Origin of the sequence: Nostoc sp. (assembly GCF_036917575.1) — a bacterium.
Classification (GTDB): domain Bacteria; phylum Cyanobacteriota; class Cyanobacteriia; order Cyanobacteriales; family Nostocaceae; genus Nostoc.
In genome coordinates this window covers 1-16,144 of record NZ_JBALDC010000009.1, presented here as the reverse complement: position 1 = coordinate 16,144, position 16,144 = coordinate 1, and the positions used below count along the sequence as shown (strand labels likewise).

Here is a 16,144-nt window from a genome sequence, read left to right as displayed (position 1 = left end):
CTATCAACTTAAATAAAAATACTTAAAATTATAACTACAAAGACTTGTCACCTCTTTCCCATTCAGGTATTGCGCCTTTGACGCGGCGAATAGGCAAGTTGGCGATTAAAGCTGTGGTTCGTTGATTGCTTTCTAAAGAGAACTCCAAGCCCTCTGTCTCAATTTCTACATAGCGACAGACTACATCTAGGATTTCCTTCCGCATTTTTTCCAACGTTTGAGGATCTATATCAGCGCGATCGTGAGCAATCACCAATTGCAGGCGACGTTTAACTTGAGTTCGACTGCTATCAGCGCCACGAAAAAAAAGTTTTTCTAGAAGTTCAATCATTACGAATAGTTCTGGGGCGGAGACTGGAAAGGTAAGTTAAACAATCTTTGTCCTGAACAACCTTCGTATACGAGCGAAGATGCTGTCTTGGGACGAGTCGATCTCCAGAAATTCGACACTTTCTCCTTCTAATCTACGAGCAATGTTCTCAAAGGCTGTAGCAGCTAAAGAGTGATTTTCCGCTAACACTAAGGGTTCGCCGCGATTGGTAGATACAATAACACGCTCGTCGTCAGGGATTACCCCGATCAGGGGAATGGCGAGAAGTTCCTGAACATCTTGCACTGACATCATATCATTTGCCTGCACCATTGCAGGTCTGATGCGGTTAATTATTAAATGAACACGCTTGATACCTTGTGCTTCTAGTAACCCTACTACCCGATCGGCATCACGAACTGAGGAAATTTCTGGTGTGCTGACAATTAACGCTTCTTTGGCCGGGCCGATCGCATTTTTAAACCCATTTTCAATCCCGGCAGGACTATCAATTATCACGTACTGATATTTTTGCGCTAGTGCATTCACCAATAACTTCATCTGTTCGGGTGTGACTGCATCTTTGGAGCGATTTTGGGCTGCCGGCAAAAGTACGAGATTGGGTTGGCGTTTATCTTTCACCAAGGCTTGTTCTAAACGGCACTCTCTGGCTAAGACTTCTACCGCAGTATAAACGATGCGGTTTTCCAGCCCTAACAGCAAATCTAAATTTCTCAGACCAAAATCCGCATCAACCAAAGCAACTTGACGCCCCATTTTGGCTAAAGCCATACCCAAATTTGCTGAAACTGTGGTTTTACCCACTCCTCCTTTACCGGAGGTAATCACAATAATGCGAGTCATGATAGAAATGCAGTCAATGAGGGTTCAGGAAATATAAAACAGTAAATTGCAGTATAAAGTATGAAGTATCGTATCAAGTATGAAGAAATATCTGTTCTCCCTGATAAGGGTGAAGCATAAATATTTGTTTTATTTCATCTTTACTTATATACTTCATTCTTTAAATAAATATTTATGCTTCTTGATTGCTCTTGGTGAATTGGTTTCTGGAAAAATCAGTCGCCCTAGCGATCCGAATTCCTTGGGGCGTAATATGTGCCACCTCTGGAGAAAACTGCATTGGCGGTTTTTCTGGTGCTCTAGCTACAGCATCTGCGATCCGCAGTTGGGTTGGTTCCATTTGCAAGGTCATAATCAGACACTCACGATTGCCTCCAGCCCCAGCATGAGCGATTCCACGTAGACGACCCCAAATGATAATATCTCCATCTGCAATTACAATACCACCTGGATTTAAATCTCCCAAAATAATTACTGTCCCAGGATGACGAATTTCTACTCCAGAGCGGACTGTCATTTCTAAATAGAGGGCATCTTCTTGAGGGATCGCTGTGGCTGTTGGCTCGGAACTCAGGGAAGTTACGGGTTGTAATTGTTCTACTGAATACCCCAATGTCACAGCAGCGATCGCAGTTTGCCGCCGACTCGTCGAGACAGATGTCAGCTGGAGTTGAACTTCACTTAAAGCCTCAGCGAGTTCTTGGAGTTGTCTGGCATCTACCAAACGGTCTTGTGCCATTAAATGCACAGGTGTGTTAGATACACGGAAGCGATCGCCTGCACTCAGACGTTGCCTTATTTGTTGCCAAATATCAGACCAAGTAAGTTCTGAGGCAGATACTTGAGATTCCGAAGGCAAAATTAATAAAAGTCGTCCCTCCTTACTTTTTAACTGGACTTGACTATTGTCATTTACACGATGCCCTGGTAATACTAACTCATCGGGATTTAAGTCAGTTAAGATAAAATCCGAGCCGGCATCAGTATTCGTTGACTCTACATCTGGGTCAGCAGGATTTAACTCTACATCCTCAAGAACAGTATTTGATTTTAAATAAAGGAGGACAGATTTTAACTCCGCATCGGGGAGGATAGAATCTGACTCTACATCAGCAACAGTAGGATTTACCTCTATCTCAGAAAGGATAGAGTTTGATTCTGCATTAGGAAGTGCAGAATTTGACTTTAGATTGGGAATCGCAGAATCAGAAGTCATACAGTACTAAGCAAAAGACAACAGATTTTAAATTTTGGGTCGTACCTTTGGTGCGCTGATAGCGCAACTTGGATTTTGGATTTGTGTCACTTATAAGGGGTGTTGGCGTAGCGGAATATTAGTCCGACATTAACCAAAAGACTCTTTTATCTAAAATCTCAAATTTCAAATTGGCACAGTCAACCTCTGGTAAACTGTCCCCAAGGCATCAGCATCGCCAACGTTACCTGGAAACAGGACCACAGGTAAATCAGGAAACTGAGGATGATCGGATGGTGTTAACACCATTGAACAACCAGCTAAAATTTGACCGAGTAAACGGGCTGAAGTTAAAGCTAGTCCAGTACTCAACACATCATTAGAAGTAATACCACCCTTGCTGATTAAAAATCCTATATCAGATGGTAAACTGCGGACAATATCCATCAATAAACCTGAAACTTTTTCCCCAAACTCCAATCGTGTCTTGACATCTTTAAAATTCAGTTCTTGACGGCTAGTATAAACCACTGGTGTTTTGCCAGCTTTGTGTGCCGCTTGTGTACTTTCTTGAATTTCAGTTAGCAATGCCGCCGATTGATTTACATCATCAACTAATCGCGCTACATTCACCTCAATTCCCACTGTTCCCTCTACTTGCAATAGCGCCTCTAATTGCTGGGTAGTTTTTTTCACATGGGAACCAACAATCACCGCACCTGGTTTGCCTTGGCGCACGTACTGCGCCATGTTTTCCGCAGCAATGGGTTGGGGTGGTAAAGCTGCTAAAGCCGTCAAAATACTTGCTGCACTGCGAAATAAAAAGCGTTTACCTTGACTTGCGGCTGCTAATACATCTATTGCAAAGCGGTTGAAATCGGCTTGAGTTTCACCATCGACAACAGCGCACTGATTACCATGAAGTTGTAACAATCGTTCCAAACTACCAGCGCGAATATCGGCGAGGAGAAACCTTTCTACTGCTTCGGCACTAATTTGTTTTTGAGTCTTTTCTTCGACGTACTTGGGTAAGTAACTGTGATGGTAGCTGAAGACTGAATCACGGGCAAATTCGGTTTCATGGACTGGAGTAGGTACACCGCTAATAATTAAGTAATGTACGCTGTCGCTGGTGATGCGTCCGCCCTCAAAAAATGCTGGTACGAGAAAATGAGCATCAAAGGGGCCAAGTTCTTGAGCGATCGCATCTGTTTCAATGGGATAATGCCCCCGCAAAGTAGAATCAGAACGGCTGACAATCAAAAAATCGTCGATTCCTTCAGTATTCAAAGCGATTTTCAGGTTATGGCAAACTTCTTTGGTAACAGATGCAGCTGACTCTGGCGTTAGCGATCTAGTATTAGTCAGCACAAAGAAAATCGGCGAATCATCCTGCAACCCGCTGCGTAAAGTCTCCACATCCCAGTGCATTAGCAGCAAGCAGCTGTGGACTGTTTGAGAACCTGTAGGGTCATCATCCAGGACAATTATTTTGGGTTTGTTGCTCATTTAGGTCAACGGGGCGATTGTTTTCTGGGAAATTTATCAACAGAGGTAATCTTTACTCAGCCTTTCTGCAATTTTCTAATTTCTGCTTGGACATCGATCGCAATTTGCAATGATTGATTTAGCAGTTGAGCATATTCGCCTGCTTGACTACTAACTTGTAAAGCTCGCAGACTGGCTAAATTATTCACAAATAACTCTTGGTTATTTGCAAGCAATTTTTTATTATCTCGCAAAATTCGTTCCGTTTTCAGAGCGCGGACTAAATCTTCTCTAATTAGTTGCAGGGCGGCAGTTACTTGATCTCGGTCATGGATACTACTTTCTACGTTTCCTGATGCTGCCAATTGGTCATTGATATCAATGGCAGCAACTAGGTCATGATATTTATCAACTTCATCTAAAAGTATTGTCAGTCCTTCAGGACAGGTTACTTGTCGCCACAGCCATCGCCCCACTAATATCGGCATTGGCACTAAAATTAGTAAAAGAATTCCTAGTCGAACTGAAGAACCAATTGTTGGCAGAATAATAAATGCGTAAACAAAGCCCACAATTATTGGCGTTAGCGCCAGCGTTACTAGCAGTTCATTGATAAAAAACCCTAATCGCTTTTTGCCATCTCGCAAAACTGAGGGACGAAAAACGTCTTCTGGGTCGAACCCAGTCAAGCGTCTGAGTTCCCCTTTACTAATTTCCAAGCCTATTAAGTCCGGCTGCACGTCTGCATACTCCTATGGAAACCCAAGTTGCGTATTCATTTTAATCGGGTTTACCGTGATGATTGTGGTTATATTCAGGAAACCAGTTTTCATCTAAGATTTGTTCTAAAGAGCCAATGGGTATCAAGGGGAATATGTCAATGGTAAGTTGAGAGCGATCGCTTGCTTCTGTTCTTGCATCTTGATAACATTCATCAAATATTTCTAAGATGTAAGGCTTAAGACTAGGACTATCTTTGAGTTCATCCTTAATCTCTCTACGGAATGTCCTGATTTCTCCTTTCCAATGCCCTTGATTGCGCTCCCGTTCCACATCCCAGTATGTGAGCTTAAGCAGATGTTCAAAAAGCCGAATTAACAGACTTTTAACCCTTTGCTTCTGGCTTCTGCCCATATCTTCCAACTCTTCAATTAAGTTATCTAAATCCACAGATGAAAACTGACTAGTGCGAAGTTGGTTAATGGTTGTCCTGAGCCAAAGATAATAATCTTGGTCATATAAAGTTTGAGTTGATGTTTGTATTTCAAGTACCATACACTTGTTAATTCCCGATAAATTGTATTCAAAACAGTGTACCTTGTACACCAATTATGCTTCAAATTATGAATATTTAGAATTGCCTCCAATGTCTCAAAAAAAGAAAAATACCCCCTGTAATACCATCATAATAAAGAAAGTTGATTTGTTGGTTGGGTGATTATATAAGCGACTGTTCTGTGGGAAAATCTTCAGTTGGTGTTCCAGGTTGGAGTCGTAGCCTTGGGCTACTAATGCTCCATACTCAGTATCCATCATGCCAGGGTTATGAATTTCACTTAAAGTGCAATACCAGAAATATTCCTTAAGTTTGAACTAAAGCTTACTGAAAGAATGAGGTTTTAATTTCCCAAATCACTGAAAATATACGAGATATCATTCATCAACCTCCAAATTCTCAACCCTAGAAATTAATTATTAGTGAAGGGTAAAGATATCTAAAAATAAAGTAAAAAACATTCTTTCATTAATTGAAGCAGATAAACAGTTAGCCATAACTTTTACGTAATTAACGCTATGTGCGACTTATTGTTAAAACCTTGCTTCCATTCCTCTCTCCGTTTCGGAGAGAGGCTTTGATTCTTTCTCTCCAACGCTAGTAAAGAAGGAGTTGGGGGTTAGATTTAAGAGTAAAGTTGCACATGGCGTTAATTAGGGCATAAAAATAACCAAGCTATTCATTCATCATGAGGTATAAAAATGACTGCTACAAATGGTAAAAACAAAATTCGTTACGCCGTTGTTGGTTTAGGTTGGTTTGCTCAAGAAGCCGCCTTACCTTCCTTTGTCCACACTGAAAACTCGGAATTAGTCGCACTAGTTTCAGATGACCCCACAAAAAGTGAAGAACTGAGCAAAAAGTACGGTATTAATCATACTTACTCTTACGATGAGTATGAGGACTGTTTGGCAAGCGGTGAGGTTGATGCAGTTTATATTGCGTTGCCCAATCACTTGCATTGCGACTACACTGTGCGGGCTGCTAATCAAGCAATTCATGTGTTATGTGAAAAGCCAATGGCAGTAACAGAAGAAGAGTGTGAGACAATGATTAAAGCTGCCAATGACAATAATGTGAAGCTGATGATTGCCTACCGCTTACATTTAGAAGAAGCTAATTTACAAGCAGTTGAAATTGTCCGCTCAAAGCAAATTGGTGAACCACGGATTTTTAATTCGGTTTTTACTCAGCAAGTAGAAGAAGGAAATATTCGTTTACGAGATGCCACAGGTGGTGGCACGCTCTATGATATTGGCATTTACTGCATTAATGCTGCACGCTATCTATTGCAAGATGAACCAATTGAAGTATTTGCTGTAGCTGCCAATAACGGAGAAGAACGCTTTAGCGAAGTAGAAGAAATGACTAGCGTCATCTTGCGTTTTCCCAACGAGCGATTGGCAACATTTACCTGTAGCTTTGGAGGGGCAAGTGTTTCGACTTATCAAATTGTAGGTACTCAAGGCGATTTGCGAGTAGAACCTGCTTATGCTTGGCAGGGAGAATTGAAGCATTACCTAACAATTAATGGTGAAACCCAAGAGCGGACTTTTGAGGATCGCGATCAACTAGCAGCTGAATTTATCTACTTCTCTGATTGTATTCTTCAAGATAAAGACCCGGAACCATCTGGGACGGAAGGGTTGATTGATGTTAATATCATTCAAGCACTTTATCAGTCAATTGAGACAGGTAAACCTGTGCAGATAAAAACTCGCGATCGCCATCAACGTCCCACATTGAATCAAGCTATTAAGCGTCCTCCTGTTGAGGAGACACCAGACTTGATTCATGCTGCTGCGCCTTCTAGCGAGTCATAAGGTAACTTTAAAATACCCTTGACCAAATAATTTAGCTTGGTGAGAGAAGTTGCTCTGAGTAACTGGTTAAAGGTGGGTAGATTTCCGCTATCGTATACTGGTGATGTTATAGCGATCGCTCTCCATAAAAAAGGCGTCGCACTCAGTCGCCTTTTTTTGTAAGAAATTGATCGCTTCCCTAATTTGATCCAGCCTGTGGTCTGGTGCATTTATTCTAGGAGAGTAGTTTCCTAGTGTAGACATCGCTTCGCACCGTTGATTGCCTCTTCCTCTACTTTGCCTGTGATCAGAATTGGCTTGTTAGCTGCCGATGATGTAGGCTTGACAAAATATATAAAAAAAGTGATCGCACTGTGATGCAATCGCTTTTTGATTTAGTTTGAACGAAAAATTATCGTTTCAGGCACTTGAAATAATTGAATGTACAAAAAGCCTTGCAATATCGTAATCAGATGAATTTCTTTATTCACTATCAATAATGCTATCGAGTTGAAGTTCAAGATAGATAGTTTTAAATCCGCTGTTGTTTGGGGATTCACCAATTTGGTAAAAACCGCGTTTGAGATAAAGCATCCGGGCTACATAAGAAGAAGGATGTTCCCAAGTATACAACCGTAAGTACCTTTTTGCTTTTGCTTGTGCTAAGTCGATGGTAAAGTCTAATAGCTCTTTTCCAATTCCTTTTCCTCGAAATTGTGATGCTACACAAAACCAGCCTAACCAGTCAGCTTCTTGTTCGTCTTCGCTTTTGCAGTATAACCCAGTTAGCCCAATTACTTGGAAAGATTCCTCATCGATAGCAACCCAGTAATTGAGTTGGGTAATTCCGGTGTTTGAAAACCATTGAGCATATTCATCTAGATATAAACTTGCCACCAGCGATTGCCCTTCACTACTGTTACTCACGCCTGGGAAAATTTCTTCTCTTAAGTGAATCGCTTGCTCCAAGGTTGCTATCGATAATGATTCAATGTACATAGCACTGGTTAGCCCCTGCGAGGAAGTCAAAAGGAGCCAGTGCGTTGGGCGGGCAATGCCCGACTTGAAGCAACTGGCGTTCAAAAGTCAAAAGTTAAAAGTAACAACCCCATAAATAAATTTCGGGGCTTGTACCTTTTTCTTTCTAATTACTCAAACTTAAAGTATCCATATTTATATCTAGGCTACTATCTCAATTAATCTGTAAATTTTGCGGTGAGCAGGCAGACTTAAGTGGGAACCATTATTACTGCCATTCTCTCTCTTCATCCCGAAGAACTAATTCTACCCTAGCTTTCATACCTAATTTGCTTTTCCTCTTTGAGTTTGTTTTTTTCTATTTGAGCATGGCACCAAATCGAAACGAAATACGAGCAAGTCCTTCATCTGAATGCTGTTTTCGTAACTTGGCTCAGGTAAATACCAAAAGTAGTCCTGGCGCACATGATCCATCCGAAATCCGCACTTTTGATAGAAAGCAATATTGGCGATACTTGAATTAGAAGTGCCAACGAGCATCTGCTTTTTGCCGCGTTGCCTCGCCTCTTGAATCAACCAAGCAACAAATTCTTTACCTAAACCCTGCCTTTGAAACTCAAAGGCTATACCAAGTTCCATAATTTCGCAGGGATCGGTACGCCATTTCATCGTTGCTGCACCAACCAAGTGTTCGCTGTCGTCCATGCGATATACAGCATCAACGAGGTTAGTAAGCCCCCATCGTAGTGCACGCTCCGATTGTTCTGCCAACAGTAGTATCGGAATCAGCGCTTCAAGTTCGTCGTCACGAGCTTGTCGAATAGCAATCGCCATTCATATTCCCTTTTAATCACAATTTATTTTTCAAAACTATAATACCAAGTTGAATTAATCGATATAAACCAAGAAAAAGTAAAGCACGGTAATCAAGGTTTCAGCTTATCCCGAACCCAGGTTATTTAAAAAGTAGATGTTGAACGTTTTAGGTTTTTGACTTGAGGAGGTGACAAGGGAGCTAAAGAGCACACACAAGTTTTTACTTTGCTAAGGCGATCGCAGCATTCTGTCCCCCAAAGCCAAAACTCAAACATAATACCTGGGAAATTTTACTTAGACGTGCTGCTGTCACGATATCTAAATCAAACTCTGGCTGCTGCAATCCTATACAAGGTGGTAATATTTGATGCTTTAATGCCATGATAGAAAAAGCTACACCTAATGCTCCCGACGCTCCTAATGTATGACCTGTGCTTCCCTTGGTAGAACTAACTGCCACACCTTGGGGAAACAAACGCTGGATTACCATACTTTCCATCTGGTCATTTAGCTGGGTAGCTGTGCCATGAGCATGAATGTAATCGATATCGGTTGGTGAGAGACAACTACGTTCTAGACATTGTTTAATGGCAGCGATGGCACTTTTGGCTTCAGGTTCCGGTGAATTACCATGATATGCGTCATTGGTTAAGCCAAAACCAAGAATTTCACCATACACTTTTGCTTGACGCTGCTTTGCAAACTCTGCTGATTCTAAGACAAACACAGCCGCACCTTCACCCAACACCAAGCCTTCCCGGTGCAAATCAAAGGGATAAGCCCCAGTTTTCGCTAAAGCACCCATCTGCTGAAATCCAGCCAAAGTTAGGGGTGTAATTGGTGCTTCCACTGCACCTGCGATCGCCTGTTGACATTGCCCAGTTTGGATAAGTAAAGCTGCTTGAGCAATAGACCAAATTCCAGTAGCACAAGCTGCCATCGGTGCCAAAACTATCCCCGATGCACCAATTTGTCTTGCAGCCGCGATCGCATTGATATGAGGTAATGTATCTAGCCAATTTCCAAAATTGGACACGGGCAAATTTCCTGCATCTTCATACATTTGCCGCGCCATAATTTCCCAAGAAGCTTGATAAGAGCGACTCGATCCAATGATGACAGCACAATCAGCTAAAGGTGGAATTAACCCAGCATCTTGCAAAGCAGAAGCAACAACCATCTGAGTTAACATTGTCAACCCAGCTGGTTGTTCACCAATCAAACCTAGAGGAAGTGGTGTAAGTTCTGGAAATGGTTGATGCAACCGAATTCCAGATTTACTTGCAATTAAATTTTGCCAACTATCCTCTAAGCTTCCACCCAAAGCAGAAACTAAACCAATACCAGTAACACAAACCTTAACCAATCTGAATTTTAGGAGTAAAGAATCTTCCGCTATTCAAACATTCAATTCTTCATTTTGAATTTTGAATTGATTTCTCCTACTGTCCAGGCGTTTTCAAGTTTTCAGCACCTTGGGTAACTTTAGCAGACTCAATGCGATCGCCTTGCTGAATTTTGTTCACGACATCAAAGCCTTGAGTGACATTGCCAAACACCGCGTAGTTACCATCTAAGAAGGCTAAATCCGCTAAAGCAAAGTAAAACTGGGCAGAAGCGGAGTCTGGTGATTGCGATCGCGCCATCGCTACTGCACCCTGTTTATGGGGCAATACGACGGGTTGAGCAGTAGCATCAAATGGTTTATTGTAAATTGGAGTATCTGAACCTTTGGGTTTAACTTCTAAAGGTATATAACGAGCATTTCCCGTTTTTGGATCGATATAACTACCTGTTCCCAGTCTATCTATAGGAACTTTTGGGTCTTTGCTTTGAGGATCGCCCCCTTGAACTACAAACGGTTGAGGTTCGCGCACAACTCGATGAAAAGCTAAACCATCGTACACACCCTTTTGCACTAAATCTACGAAGTTGCCAGCTGTAATAGGAGCATCAGTGCCGTCTACTTCGATAGTAATCGGCGAACCTTTAACCGTAATTACCACAGTAGCCTTGCCTTCAAGACGTGGCAAACCAGCGATTCCAGGAACACTATCACTTATAGTTTGAGATACAGATGTTGCTTCAGTAGTTGTCTGGGTAGCTGTCGAGCTTGGAGAAGACGTATTAGAAGTGACTTGCTGTGTTGAACACCCTCCCAACATCAAGGCACTGATGATCGCAAGAGAAAGTAAAAATTGTGAAATTTTTAACCGCATTGCCTGTTACCGATTTAACCAAAGTATCTTATCGTTTTCAGGGGCATTGGGATTAGGGAAGAGGTAACAGGTGATAGGGAATAATCTGTACCCTGTACCCTAATCTCTTACAATCCTTCTAGCGACACTCCCAAAAAGCGGGCTAACTTTGCGCCATCTGTTTCCAACTCTGTTAAAGATAAGGGTTGTCCAACCCGTGTTAAGGGTATATCTCGCCGTCCCTTAATGCGTAGATAGAGGGCGCGACGGGGGTTAAGACCTTCTTTTACATCTATTATTACAGATTGCACATTTTCTATGCGGTTATCAATCTCAATTCGGCGGTTTTTGCCAGGAAATCCCCAACGGAAGATTTTAATTGCACCAGTCTCCCCATTAAATTCATTATAACCGCCTCCAATATCCAATAAAATCACTAGCCATAGGTATGTGGCTAATAGCAAGCCAGCAGTACCATATAACCCCATTACCAATCCTTGGGGAACGAATACCAGTTGAGTTGGATCGGAAACTATGAGTAAATTAACTTTTAAATAACTGGATATTCCAGCCAAGAAAAAGCCGCTTGCTCCCAAGGTAACGATAGTTGCCCACCAGTAGTTACTGAACCGACGAGAACCGAGAACATTTTGGTGCAGGATGCGATCGCCTTTGTTAATCGTTGTTGATGTCGTCATTGAACTACCATTGCCCGTGAGATACTCGCTGTCACATACAAAGCACACTGAAATGCTTTTGCATAGAGTGGTGGGTTCCTGTGCCATCCGGTATTGCTTAGGAGGCACCCAAAGTTATATTTTAATTCTACGGGAACCCTGCCGCAGACTATAAATTTTTCACTTTGTACCCTACAAATTTTACCAACTCAATGTTAAGTAATAAAATATTAAGTATATTTTATTACTCAGATGTTTTGGTTCTATGGTGAATAGCCGCCCATTGTGGGCGGAATCTTATAATCTGGAGAAAGTTGATATCCTGTTCCTTGTGCGCGGTCTTTTAACTCAGCACTCGTAACTCAGCACTTTTCATTGTCGCAGATAATGCTGGCTTACTTGTACTACGGGACAAACCACTTAGGGTATTTGTATATTTAGTCAAGATGCCCTAACTTTCTTTCTCCTTCTCTAAGGTTTCACATAGATTTTCTAGAGGTGTATACAACGACCGTGGCGGCGAAGTGACTATCCGCATTTTACCAAACATTGTTGATAAAAACTTAACTGTGCCTTTCCATGTTCCTGCTACCGATATAATTTTTTAAGGAATGTTGTACTATTTTTTCACTCAATGGTTGATAAAGGTTCTTTCTTTGTGCCCTTGTGCCCATTTTATTCCCTGTTACCCTCTTTCTGCTTCTTTTTGACCTGTTGAAATGAGTTAACTACCTACATCTATCTGCATTAAATTTTTTCAGATTTCTGAGAAAAGTTGTGTCAAATTGTAAAAATTCTGATATTCATATTATTTATAAGGTTCGTGTTTCATAGCTCATTTGCTCTTGCATATTAGGCAAAAACCCTGAATAATGTGATAAGTTAAGAATCATTAAGTTACTACAAGCTAGATTACTAGCCGATGGTACGTGTAATGTCATAACCCTGAGAAATAATGACTTAATTAGTCAGCAAGCTCTCAGAATCTCAGTTACTTAAAAGCAGTTGAGATTGTCAAAAAAACGTTAATTCCTCATGGCAGTCGGTTACACTGATTCTCCGTACTGTCTTAGAAACGTTGCAATTTTAGTAAAAAAAGAGGATTTTAGTCCGATGACCATCGCAGTTGGACGCGCGCCCAGTAGAGGGTGGTTTGACGTTCTAGACGACTGGCTCAAGCGCGATCGCTTCGTATTCGTAGGTTGGTCTGGGATATTGTTGTTCCCTTGCGCCTTCCTCGCACTAGGCGGTTGGCTGACCGGCACCACCTTCGTCACCTCTTGGTACACCCACGGATTAGCCTCCTCCTACCTAGAAGGTGCTAACTTCCTGACAGTAGCAGTATCCACCCCTGCCGACAGCATGGGACACTCCTTATTGCTGTTGTGGGGACCAGAAGCTCAAGGCAACCTCACCCGTTGGTTTCAATTGGGTGGGTTGTGGCCATTCGTGGCTCTGCATGGAGCCTTCGGTTTGATTGGCTTCATGTTGCGGCAATTTGAAATTGCCCGCCTAGTAGGGATACGTCCTTACAATGCCCTGGCCTTTTCTGCTCCGATTGCAGTATTCGTCAGCGTATTTTTGATGTACCCCTTAGGACAATCGTCGTGGTTCTTTGCACCCAGCTTTGGCGTTGCGGCAATTTTCCGATTCCTATTATTCCTGCAAGGGTTCCACAACTGGACACTCAACCCCTTCCACATGATGGGTGTTGCTGGGGTATTGGGTGGTGCTTTGTTGTGCGCCATTCACGGAGCCACAGTAGAAAATACCTTGTTTGAAGACGGTGATGGTGCTAACACCTTCCGCGCTTTCAATCCCACCCAGTCGGAAGAAACCTACTCAATGGTGACAGCAAACCGTTTCTGGTCACAGATTTTCGGTATTGCCTTCTCAAACAAGCGCTGGTTGCACTTCTTTATGTTGTTCGTACCAGTCACAGGCTTGTGGATGAGTGCCGTCGGCATTGTTGGTTTAGCACTGAACCTGCGGGCTTATGATTTCGTCTCCCAAGAATTACGGGCGGCGGAAGACCCAGAGTTTGAAACCTTCTATACCAAAAACATTTTACTCAACGAGGGTATCCGCGCTTGGATGGCTCCTCAAGATCAACCCCACGAACAATTTGTATTCCCTGAGGAGGTATTACCACGTGGTAACGCTCTCTAATAGACCAAATTTCTTAGGCGGTACTGGACGCGACCAAGAATCTACTGGATTTGCTTGGTGGTCTGGTAACGCCCGTTTAATCAACCTATCTGGTAAACTGCTGGGTGCTCACGTTGCCCACGCTGGTTTGATTGTATTCTGGGCTGGAGCGATGACTTTGTTTGAAGTCGCTCACTTCATTCCTGAAAAGCCCATGTATGAGCAGGGCTTGATTCTGTTACCTCACCTCGCCGCTCAGGGTTGGGGTGTTGGTCCTGGTGGTGAAGTAATCGACACCTTCCCCTACTTTGTTGTCGGTGTACTCCACCTAATTTCTTCAGCCGTCCTTGGCTTTGGCGGTATCTATCATGCCGTTCGTGGTCCAGAAACCTTAGAAGAATACTCTTCTTTCTTTGGTTACGACTGGAAAGACAAAAACAAGATGACCAACATCATCGGGTTTCACCTGATTATTTTGGGATCCGGTGCATTGCTTTTAGTGTTAAAGGCAATGTTCTTTGGTGGGTTATACGACACCTGGGCACCAGGCGGTGGCGATGTTCGGATTATTACTAATCCGACACTGAACCCAGCAGTCATCTTCGGTTATGTACTCAGGTCTCCCTTCGGTGGCGAAGGCTGGATTGTCAGCGTCGATAACTTGGAAGATGTGGTCGGTGGTCACATCTGGATAGCCTTTATTTGTATTGCTGGTGGTATTTTCCACATTCTTACCAAGCCTTTTGCTTGGTCACGTCGTGCATCCATCTGGTCTGGTGAGGCTTATCTTTCCTACAGCTTGGGCGCTCTTTCGCTGATGGGCTTCATTGCCTCAATTTTTGTTTGGTTCAACAATACCGTTTATCCCAGCGAATTCTTTGGCCCTACTGGTCCGGAAGCTTCTCAAGCTCAAGCTTTGACCTTCTTGATTCGTGACCAACGCTTGGGTGCTAACGTCGGTTCTGCCCAAGGTCCTACTGGTCTAGGTAAATACCTAATGCGCTCTCCAACTGGTGAAATCATCTTCGGTGGTGAAACCATGCGCTTCTGGGATTTCCGCGGTCCTTGGTTAGAGCCTCTACGTGGTCCTAATGGTCTTGACTTGGAAAAAATCAAGAATGATATTCAGCCTTGGCAAGCTCGTCGCGCTGCTGAATACATGACCCATGCTCCTCTGGGTTCTTTGAACTCCGTGGGTGGTGTGGCTACCGAAATTAACTCCTTCAACTACGTATCTCCTCGCGCTTGGTTGGCGACTTCTCACTTCGTACTAGGATTCTTCTTCCTAGTTGGTCACTTGTGGCACGCTGGTCGCGCACGGGCCGCTGCTGGTGGTTTTGAGAAAGGAATTAACCGTGATACTGAGCCAGTGATGTTTATGGACGACCTAGATTAGGTTGTAAAGTTTATTTCATCACTGACAACTAAATAATTTAGAGGCTCTTGCATAATAGCAAGGGCTTTTTTTATAAGAAAATTTAAGTCTATAGTTTAGATTAAACAGAGAAAAAAGCGGTTAGTCTTGTTGATCTGACTATATTTTGGTCAATGCTAAGATTCAGAGAAAAATACAGCTTGACCATGACATTTGATAAACTTAAACAATTCCGTACCAAAGTGTACACCCTGTTAAGTAATGCTAAAGATGCGTTATTTGACCTGATAGATGCAGTGTTAGTAATACGTAGTGTATCCTCGCTCGTCTAATTATCAATATTGTCAGTGTCTAGACAGCAATGGTCGAGTATTTATGAAGCCATAGAAGATGGCTTACACCGCGATTTGAATTGATGCAGTTGTACATTGCACAGTTACCGCAACAGGACAACTGGTTTTAGCAGGAGATCATACGGCTTGGTCAAGACCCCATGCTAGGACACTAAAAGACCGTACCTACAAACATCAAGCTCAACCTTGTCCTCCTTGTCCTCCTTGTCCCCCAAGTCGTCCCAATGAAGAGAAGATACTTAACCCAAGCATCTTGGCTTGTGACCATGAAAATTTATTTTTCCCTTTTCTACAAAAGGCTGTGTGAACAGAGAGTTACTCCCGTTAAGCAATCGTATATATAAATCAAACACCGATTCTCAAGAGCCACATAACTATGTAATGTCATACATAAAAAGAACTTTAGCGTATTCTTGCCTCGTTGTTTGGTTTTCAATAAGTAAACCTGATAACTCGCATCAAATTTACTCAAGCAAAAAAACTTGAGTAAAAATTGTAAAGCAGTGTAAAGTAATTTCATAGGCGAAAACAAAACCGCCTAATACATAAATAACCGCAATCATAAAACCATGACAACAGCCTTACAACGTCGCGAAAGCGCCAACGTATGGGATCGATTCTGCGAATGGATCACCAGCACCAATAACCGGATTTACATCGGTTG

Annotated in this window: 15 protein-coding genes; 3 read left to right on the top strand and 12 right to left on the bottom strand. The window is 42.5% G+C overall.

Features of this window, described 5'->3' with window-relative positions; translation table 11 throughout:
* Positions 1-34: 34 nt before the first annotated feature.
* The 6 genes from minE to V7K79_RS02420 all read right to left on the bottom strand — a co-directional run bounded on the left by minE (position 35) and on the right by V7K79_RS02420 (position 5,132).
* Positions 35-331, bottom strand: coding sequence for a cell division topological specificity factor MinE (minE, locus tag V7K79_RS02445; protein ID WP_335044378.1), 297 nt, complete (start codon positions 329-331; stop codon positions 35-37).
* A gap of 36 nt (positions 332-367) precedes the next feature.
* Positions 368-1,174 (bottom strand): septum site-determining protein MinD, encoded by an 807-nt coding sequence (gene minD, locus V7K79_RS02440; RefSeq protein WP_335044376.1) that lies wholly within the window; start codon positions 1,172-1,174, stop codon positions 368-370.
* 172 nt (positions 1,175-1,346) lie between these two features.
* Positions 1,347-2,390, bottom strand: coding sequence for a septum site-determining protein MinC (gene minC, locus V7K79_RS02435; protein WP_335044374.1), 1,044 nt, complete (start codon positions 2,388-2,390; stop codon positions 1,347-1,349).
* A 165-nt stretch (positions 2,391-2,555) separates the two neighbouring features.
* Positions 2,556-3,878, bottom strand: coding sequence for a four-carbon acid sugar kinase family protein (locus tag V7K79_RS02430; RefSeq protein WP_335044372.1), 1,323 nt, complete (start codon positions 3,876-3,878; stop codon positions 2,556-2,558).
* Positions 3,879-3,934: 56 nt separating this feature from the next.
* Complete coding sequence (locus V7K79_RS02425) at positions 3,935-4,597, bottom strand: hypothetical protein (protein ID WP_335044371.1); 663 nt, start codon at positions 4,595-4,597, stop codon at positions 3,935-3,937.
* A 40-nt stretch (positions 4,598-4,637) separates the two neighbouring features.
* A complete protein-coding gene (locus V7K79_RS02420) occupies positions 4,638-5,132 on the bottom strand; it encodes a DUF29 domain-containing protein (RefSeq protein ID WP_335044368.1) in 495 nt (164 codons plus the stop codon).
* Positions 5,133-5,834: 702 nt separating this feature from the next.
* On the opposite strand from V7K79_RS02420, the gene V7K79_RS02415 reads away from it, so the two are divergent.
* Complete coding sequence (locus tag V7K79_RS02415) at positions 5,835-6,956, top strand: Gfo/Idh/MocA family oxidoreductase (protein WP_335044366.1); 1,122 nt, start codon at positions 5,835-5,837, stop codon at positions 6,954-6,956.
* Here the strand turns inward: V7K79_RS02415 and V7K79_RS02410 are convergent.
* The 6 genes from V7K79_RS02410 to V7K79_RS02385 all read right to left on the bottom strand — a co-directional run bounded on the left by V7K79_RS02410 (position 6,926) and on the right by V7K79_RS02385 (position 11,625).
* The gene (locus tag V7K79_RS02410; RefSeq protein ID WP_335044364.1) at positions 6,926-7,165 is read right to left on the bottom strand and encodes a hypothetical protein; all 240 of its coding nucleotides are present in this window, start codon (positions 7,163-7,165) and stop codon (positions 6,926-6,928) included. The genes V7K79_RS02415 and V7K79_RS02410 overlap by 31 nt on opposite strands.
* Before the next feature lie 253 nt (positions 7,166-7,418).
* A complete protein-coding gene (locus V7K79_RS02405) occupies positions 7,419-7,934 on the bottom strand; it encodes a GNAT family N-acetyltransferase (protein ID WP_335044362.1) in 516 nt (171 codons plus the stop codon).
* Positions 7,935-8,237: 303 nt separating this feature from the next.
* A complete protein-coding gene (locus V7K79_RS02400; RefSeq protein WP_335044361.1) occupies positions 8,238-8,747 on the bottom strand; it encodes a GNAT family N-acetyltransferase in 510 nt (169 codons plus the stop codon).
* A 202-nt stretch (positions 8,748-8,949) separates the two neighbouring features.
* Positions 8,950-10,095 carry a beta-ketoacyl-ACP synthase gene (locus V7K79_RS02395; RefSeq protein WP_335044359.1) on the bottom strand — a complete coding sequence of 382 codons (1,146 nt, stop codon included), beginning with the start codon at positions 10,093-10,095 and terminating at the stop codon, positions 8,950-8,952.
* A 76-nt stretch (positions 10,096-10,171) separates the two neighbouring features.
* Positions 10,172-10,948, bottom strand: a complete 777-nt coding sequence (locus tag V7K79_RS02390; RefSeq protein WP_335044357.1) for a peptidylprolyl isomerase — start codon at positions 10,946-10,948, stop codon at positions 10,172-10,174.
* A gap of 107 nt (positions 10,949-11,055) precedes the next feature.
* Positions 11,056-11,625, bottom strand: a complete 570-nt coding sequence (locus tag V7K79_RS02385) for a photosystem I assembly protein Ycf4 (RefSeq protein ID WP_335044355.1) — start codon at positions 11,623-11,625, stop codon at positions 11,056-11,058.
* Positions 11,626-12,717: 1,092 nt separating this feature from the next.
* Here V7K79_RS02385 and psbD point away from each other — a divergent pair.
* Positions 12,718-13,773 carry a photosystem II D2 protein (photosystem q(a) protein) gene (gene psbD / locus V7K79_RS02380; protein ID WP_179066789.1) on the top strand — a complete coding sequence of 352 codons (1,056 nt, stop codon included), beginning with the start codon at positions 12,718-12,720 and terminating at the stop codon, positions 13,771-13,773.
* Positions 13,757-15,148 carry a photosystem II reaction center protein CP43 gene (psbC, locus tag V7K79_RS02375; protein ID WP_335044353.1) on the top strand — a complete coding sequence of 464 codons (1,392 nt, stop codon included), beginning with the start codon at positions 13,757-13,759 and terminating at the stop codon, positions 15,146-15,148. The genes psbD and psbC overlap by 17 nt, the downstream gene beginning before the upstream one ends.
* Positions 15,149-16,144: the final 996 nt, after the last annotated feature.

Bases quoted from the DNA above. Each gene is read 5' to 3' on its own strand.
- minD (WP_335044376.1), bottom strand. From the start codon at position 1,174: ATGACTCGCATTATTGTGATTACCTCCGGTAAAGGAGGAGTGGGTAAA.
- V7K79_RS02390 (WP_335044357.1), bottom strand. From the start codon at position 10,948: ATGCGGTTAAAAATTTCACAATTTTTACTTTCTCTTGCGATCATCAGT.
- V7K79_RS02385 (WP_335044355.1), bottom strand. From the start codon at position 11,625: ATGACGACATCAACAACGATTAACAAAGGCGATCGCATCCTGCACCAA.
- minC (WP_335044374.1), bottom strand. From the start codon at position 2,390: ATGACTTCTGATTCTGCGATTCCCAATCTAAAGTCAAATTCTGCACTT.
- V7K79_RS02420 (WP_335044368.1), bottom strand. From the start codon at position 5,132: ATGGTACTTGAAATACAAACATCAACTCAAACTTTATATGACCAAGAT.
- V7K79_RS02400 (WP_335044361.1), bottom strand. From the start codon at position 8,747: ATGGCGATTGCTATTCGACAAGCTCGTGACGACGAACTTGAAGCGCTG.
- V7K79_RS02405 (WP_335044362.1), bottom strand. From the start codon at position 7,934: ATGTACATTGAATCATTATCGATAGCAACCTTGGAGCAAGCGATTCAC.
- V7K79_RS02410 (WP_335044364.1), bottom strand. From the start codon at position 7,165: ATGCACCAGACCACAGGCTGGATCAAATTAGGGAAGCGATCAATTTCT.
- V7K79_RS02430 (WP_335044372.1), bottom strand. From the start codon at position 3,878: ATGAGCAACAAACCCAAAATAATTGTCCTGGATGATGACCCTACAGGT.
- psbD (WP_179066789.1), top strand. From the start codon at position 12,718: ATGACCATCGCAGTTGGACGCGCGCCCAGTAGAGGGTGGTTTGACGTT.
- V7K79_RS02415 (WP_335044366.1), top strand. From the start codon at position 5,835: ATGACTGCTACAAATGGTAAAAACAAAATTCGTTACGCCGTTGTTGGT.
- minE (WP_335044378.1), bottom strand. From the start codon at position 331: ATGATTGAACTTCTAGAAAAACTTTTTTTTCGTGGCGCTGATAGCAGT.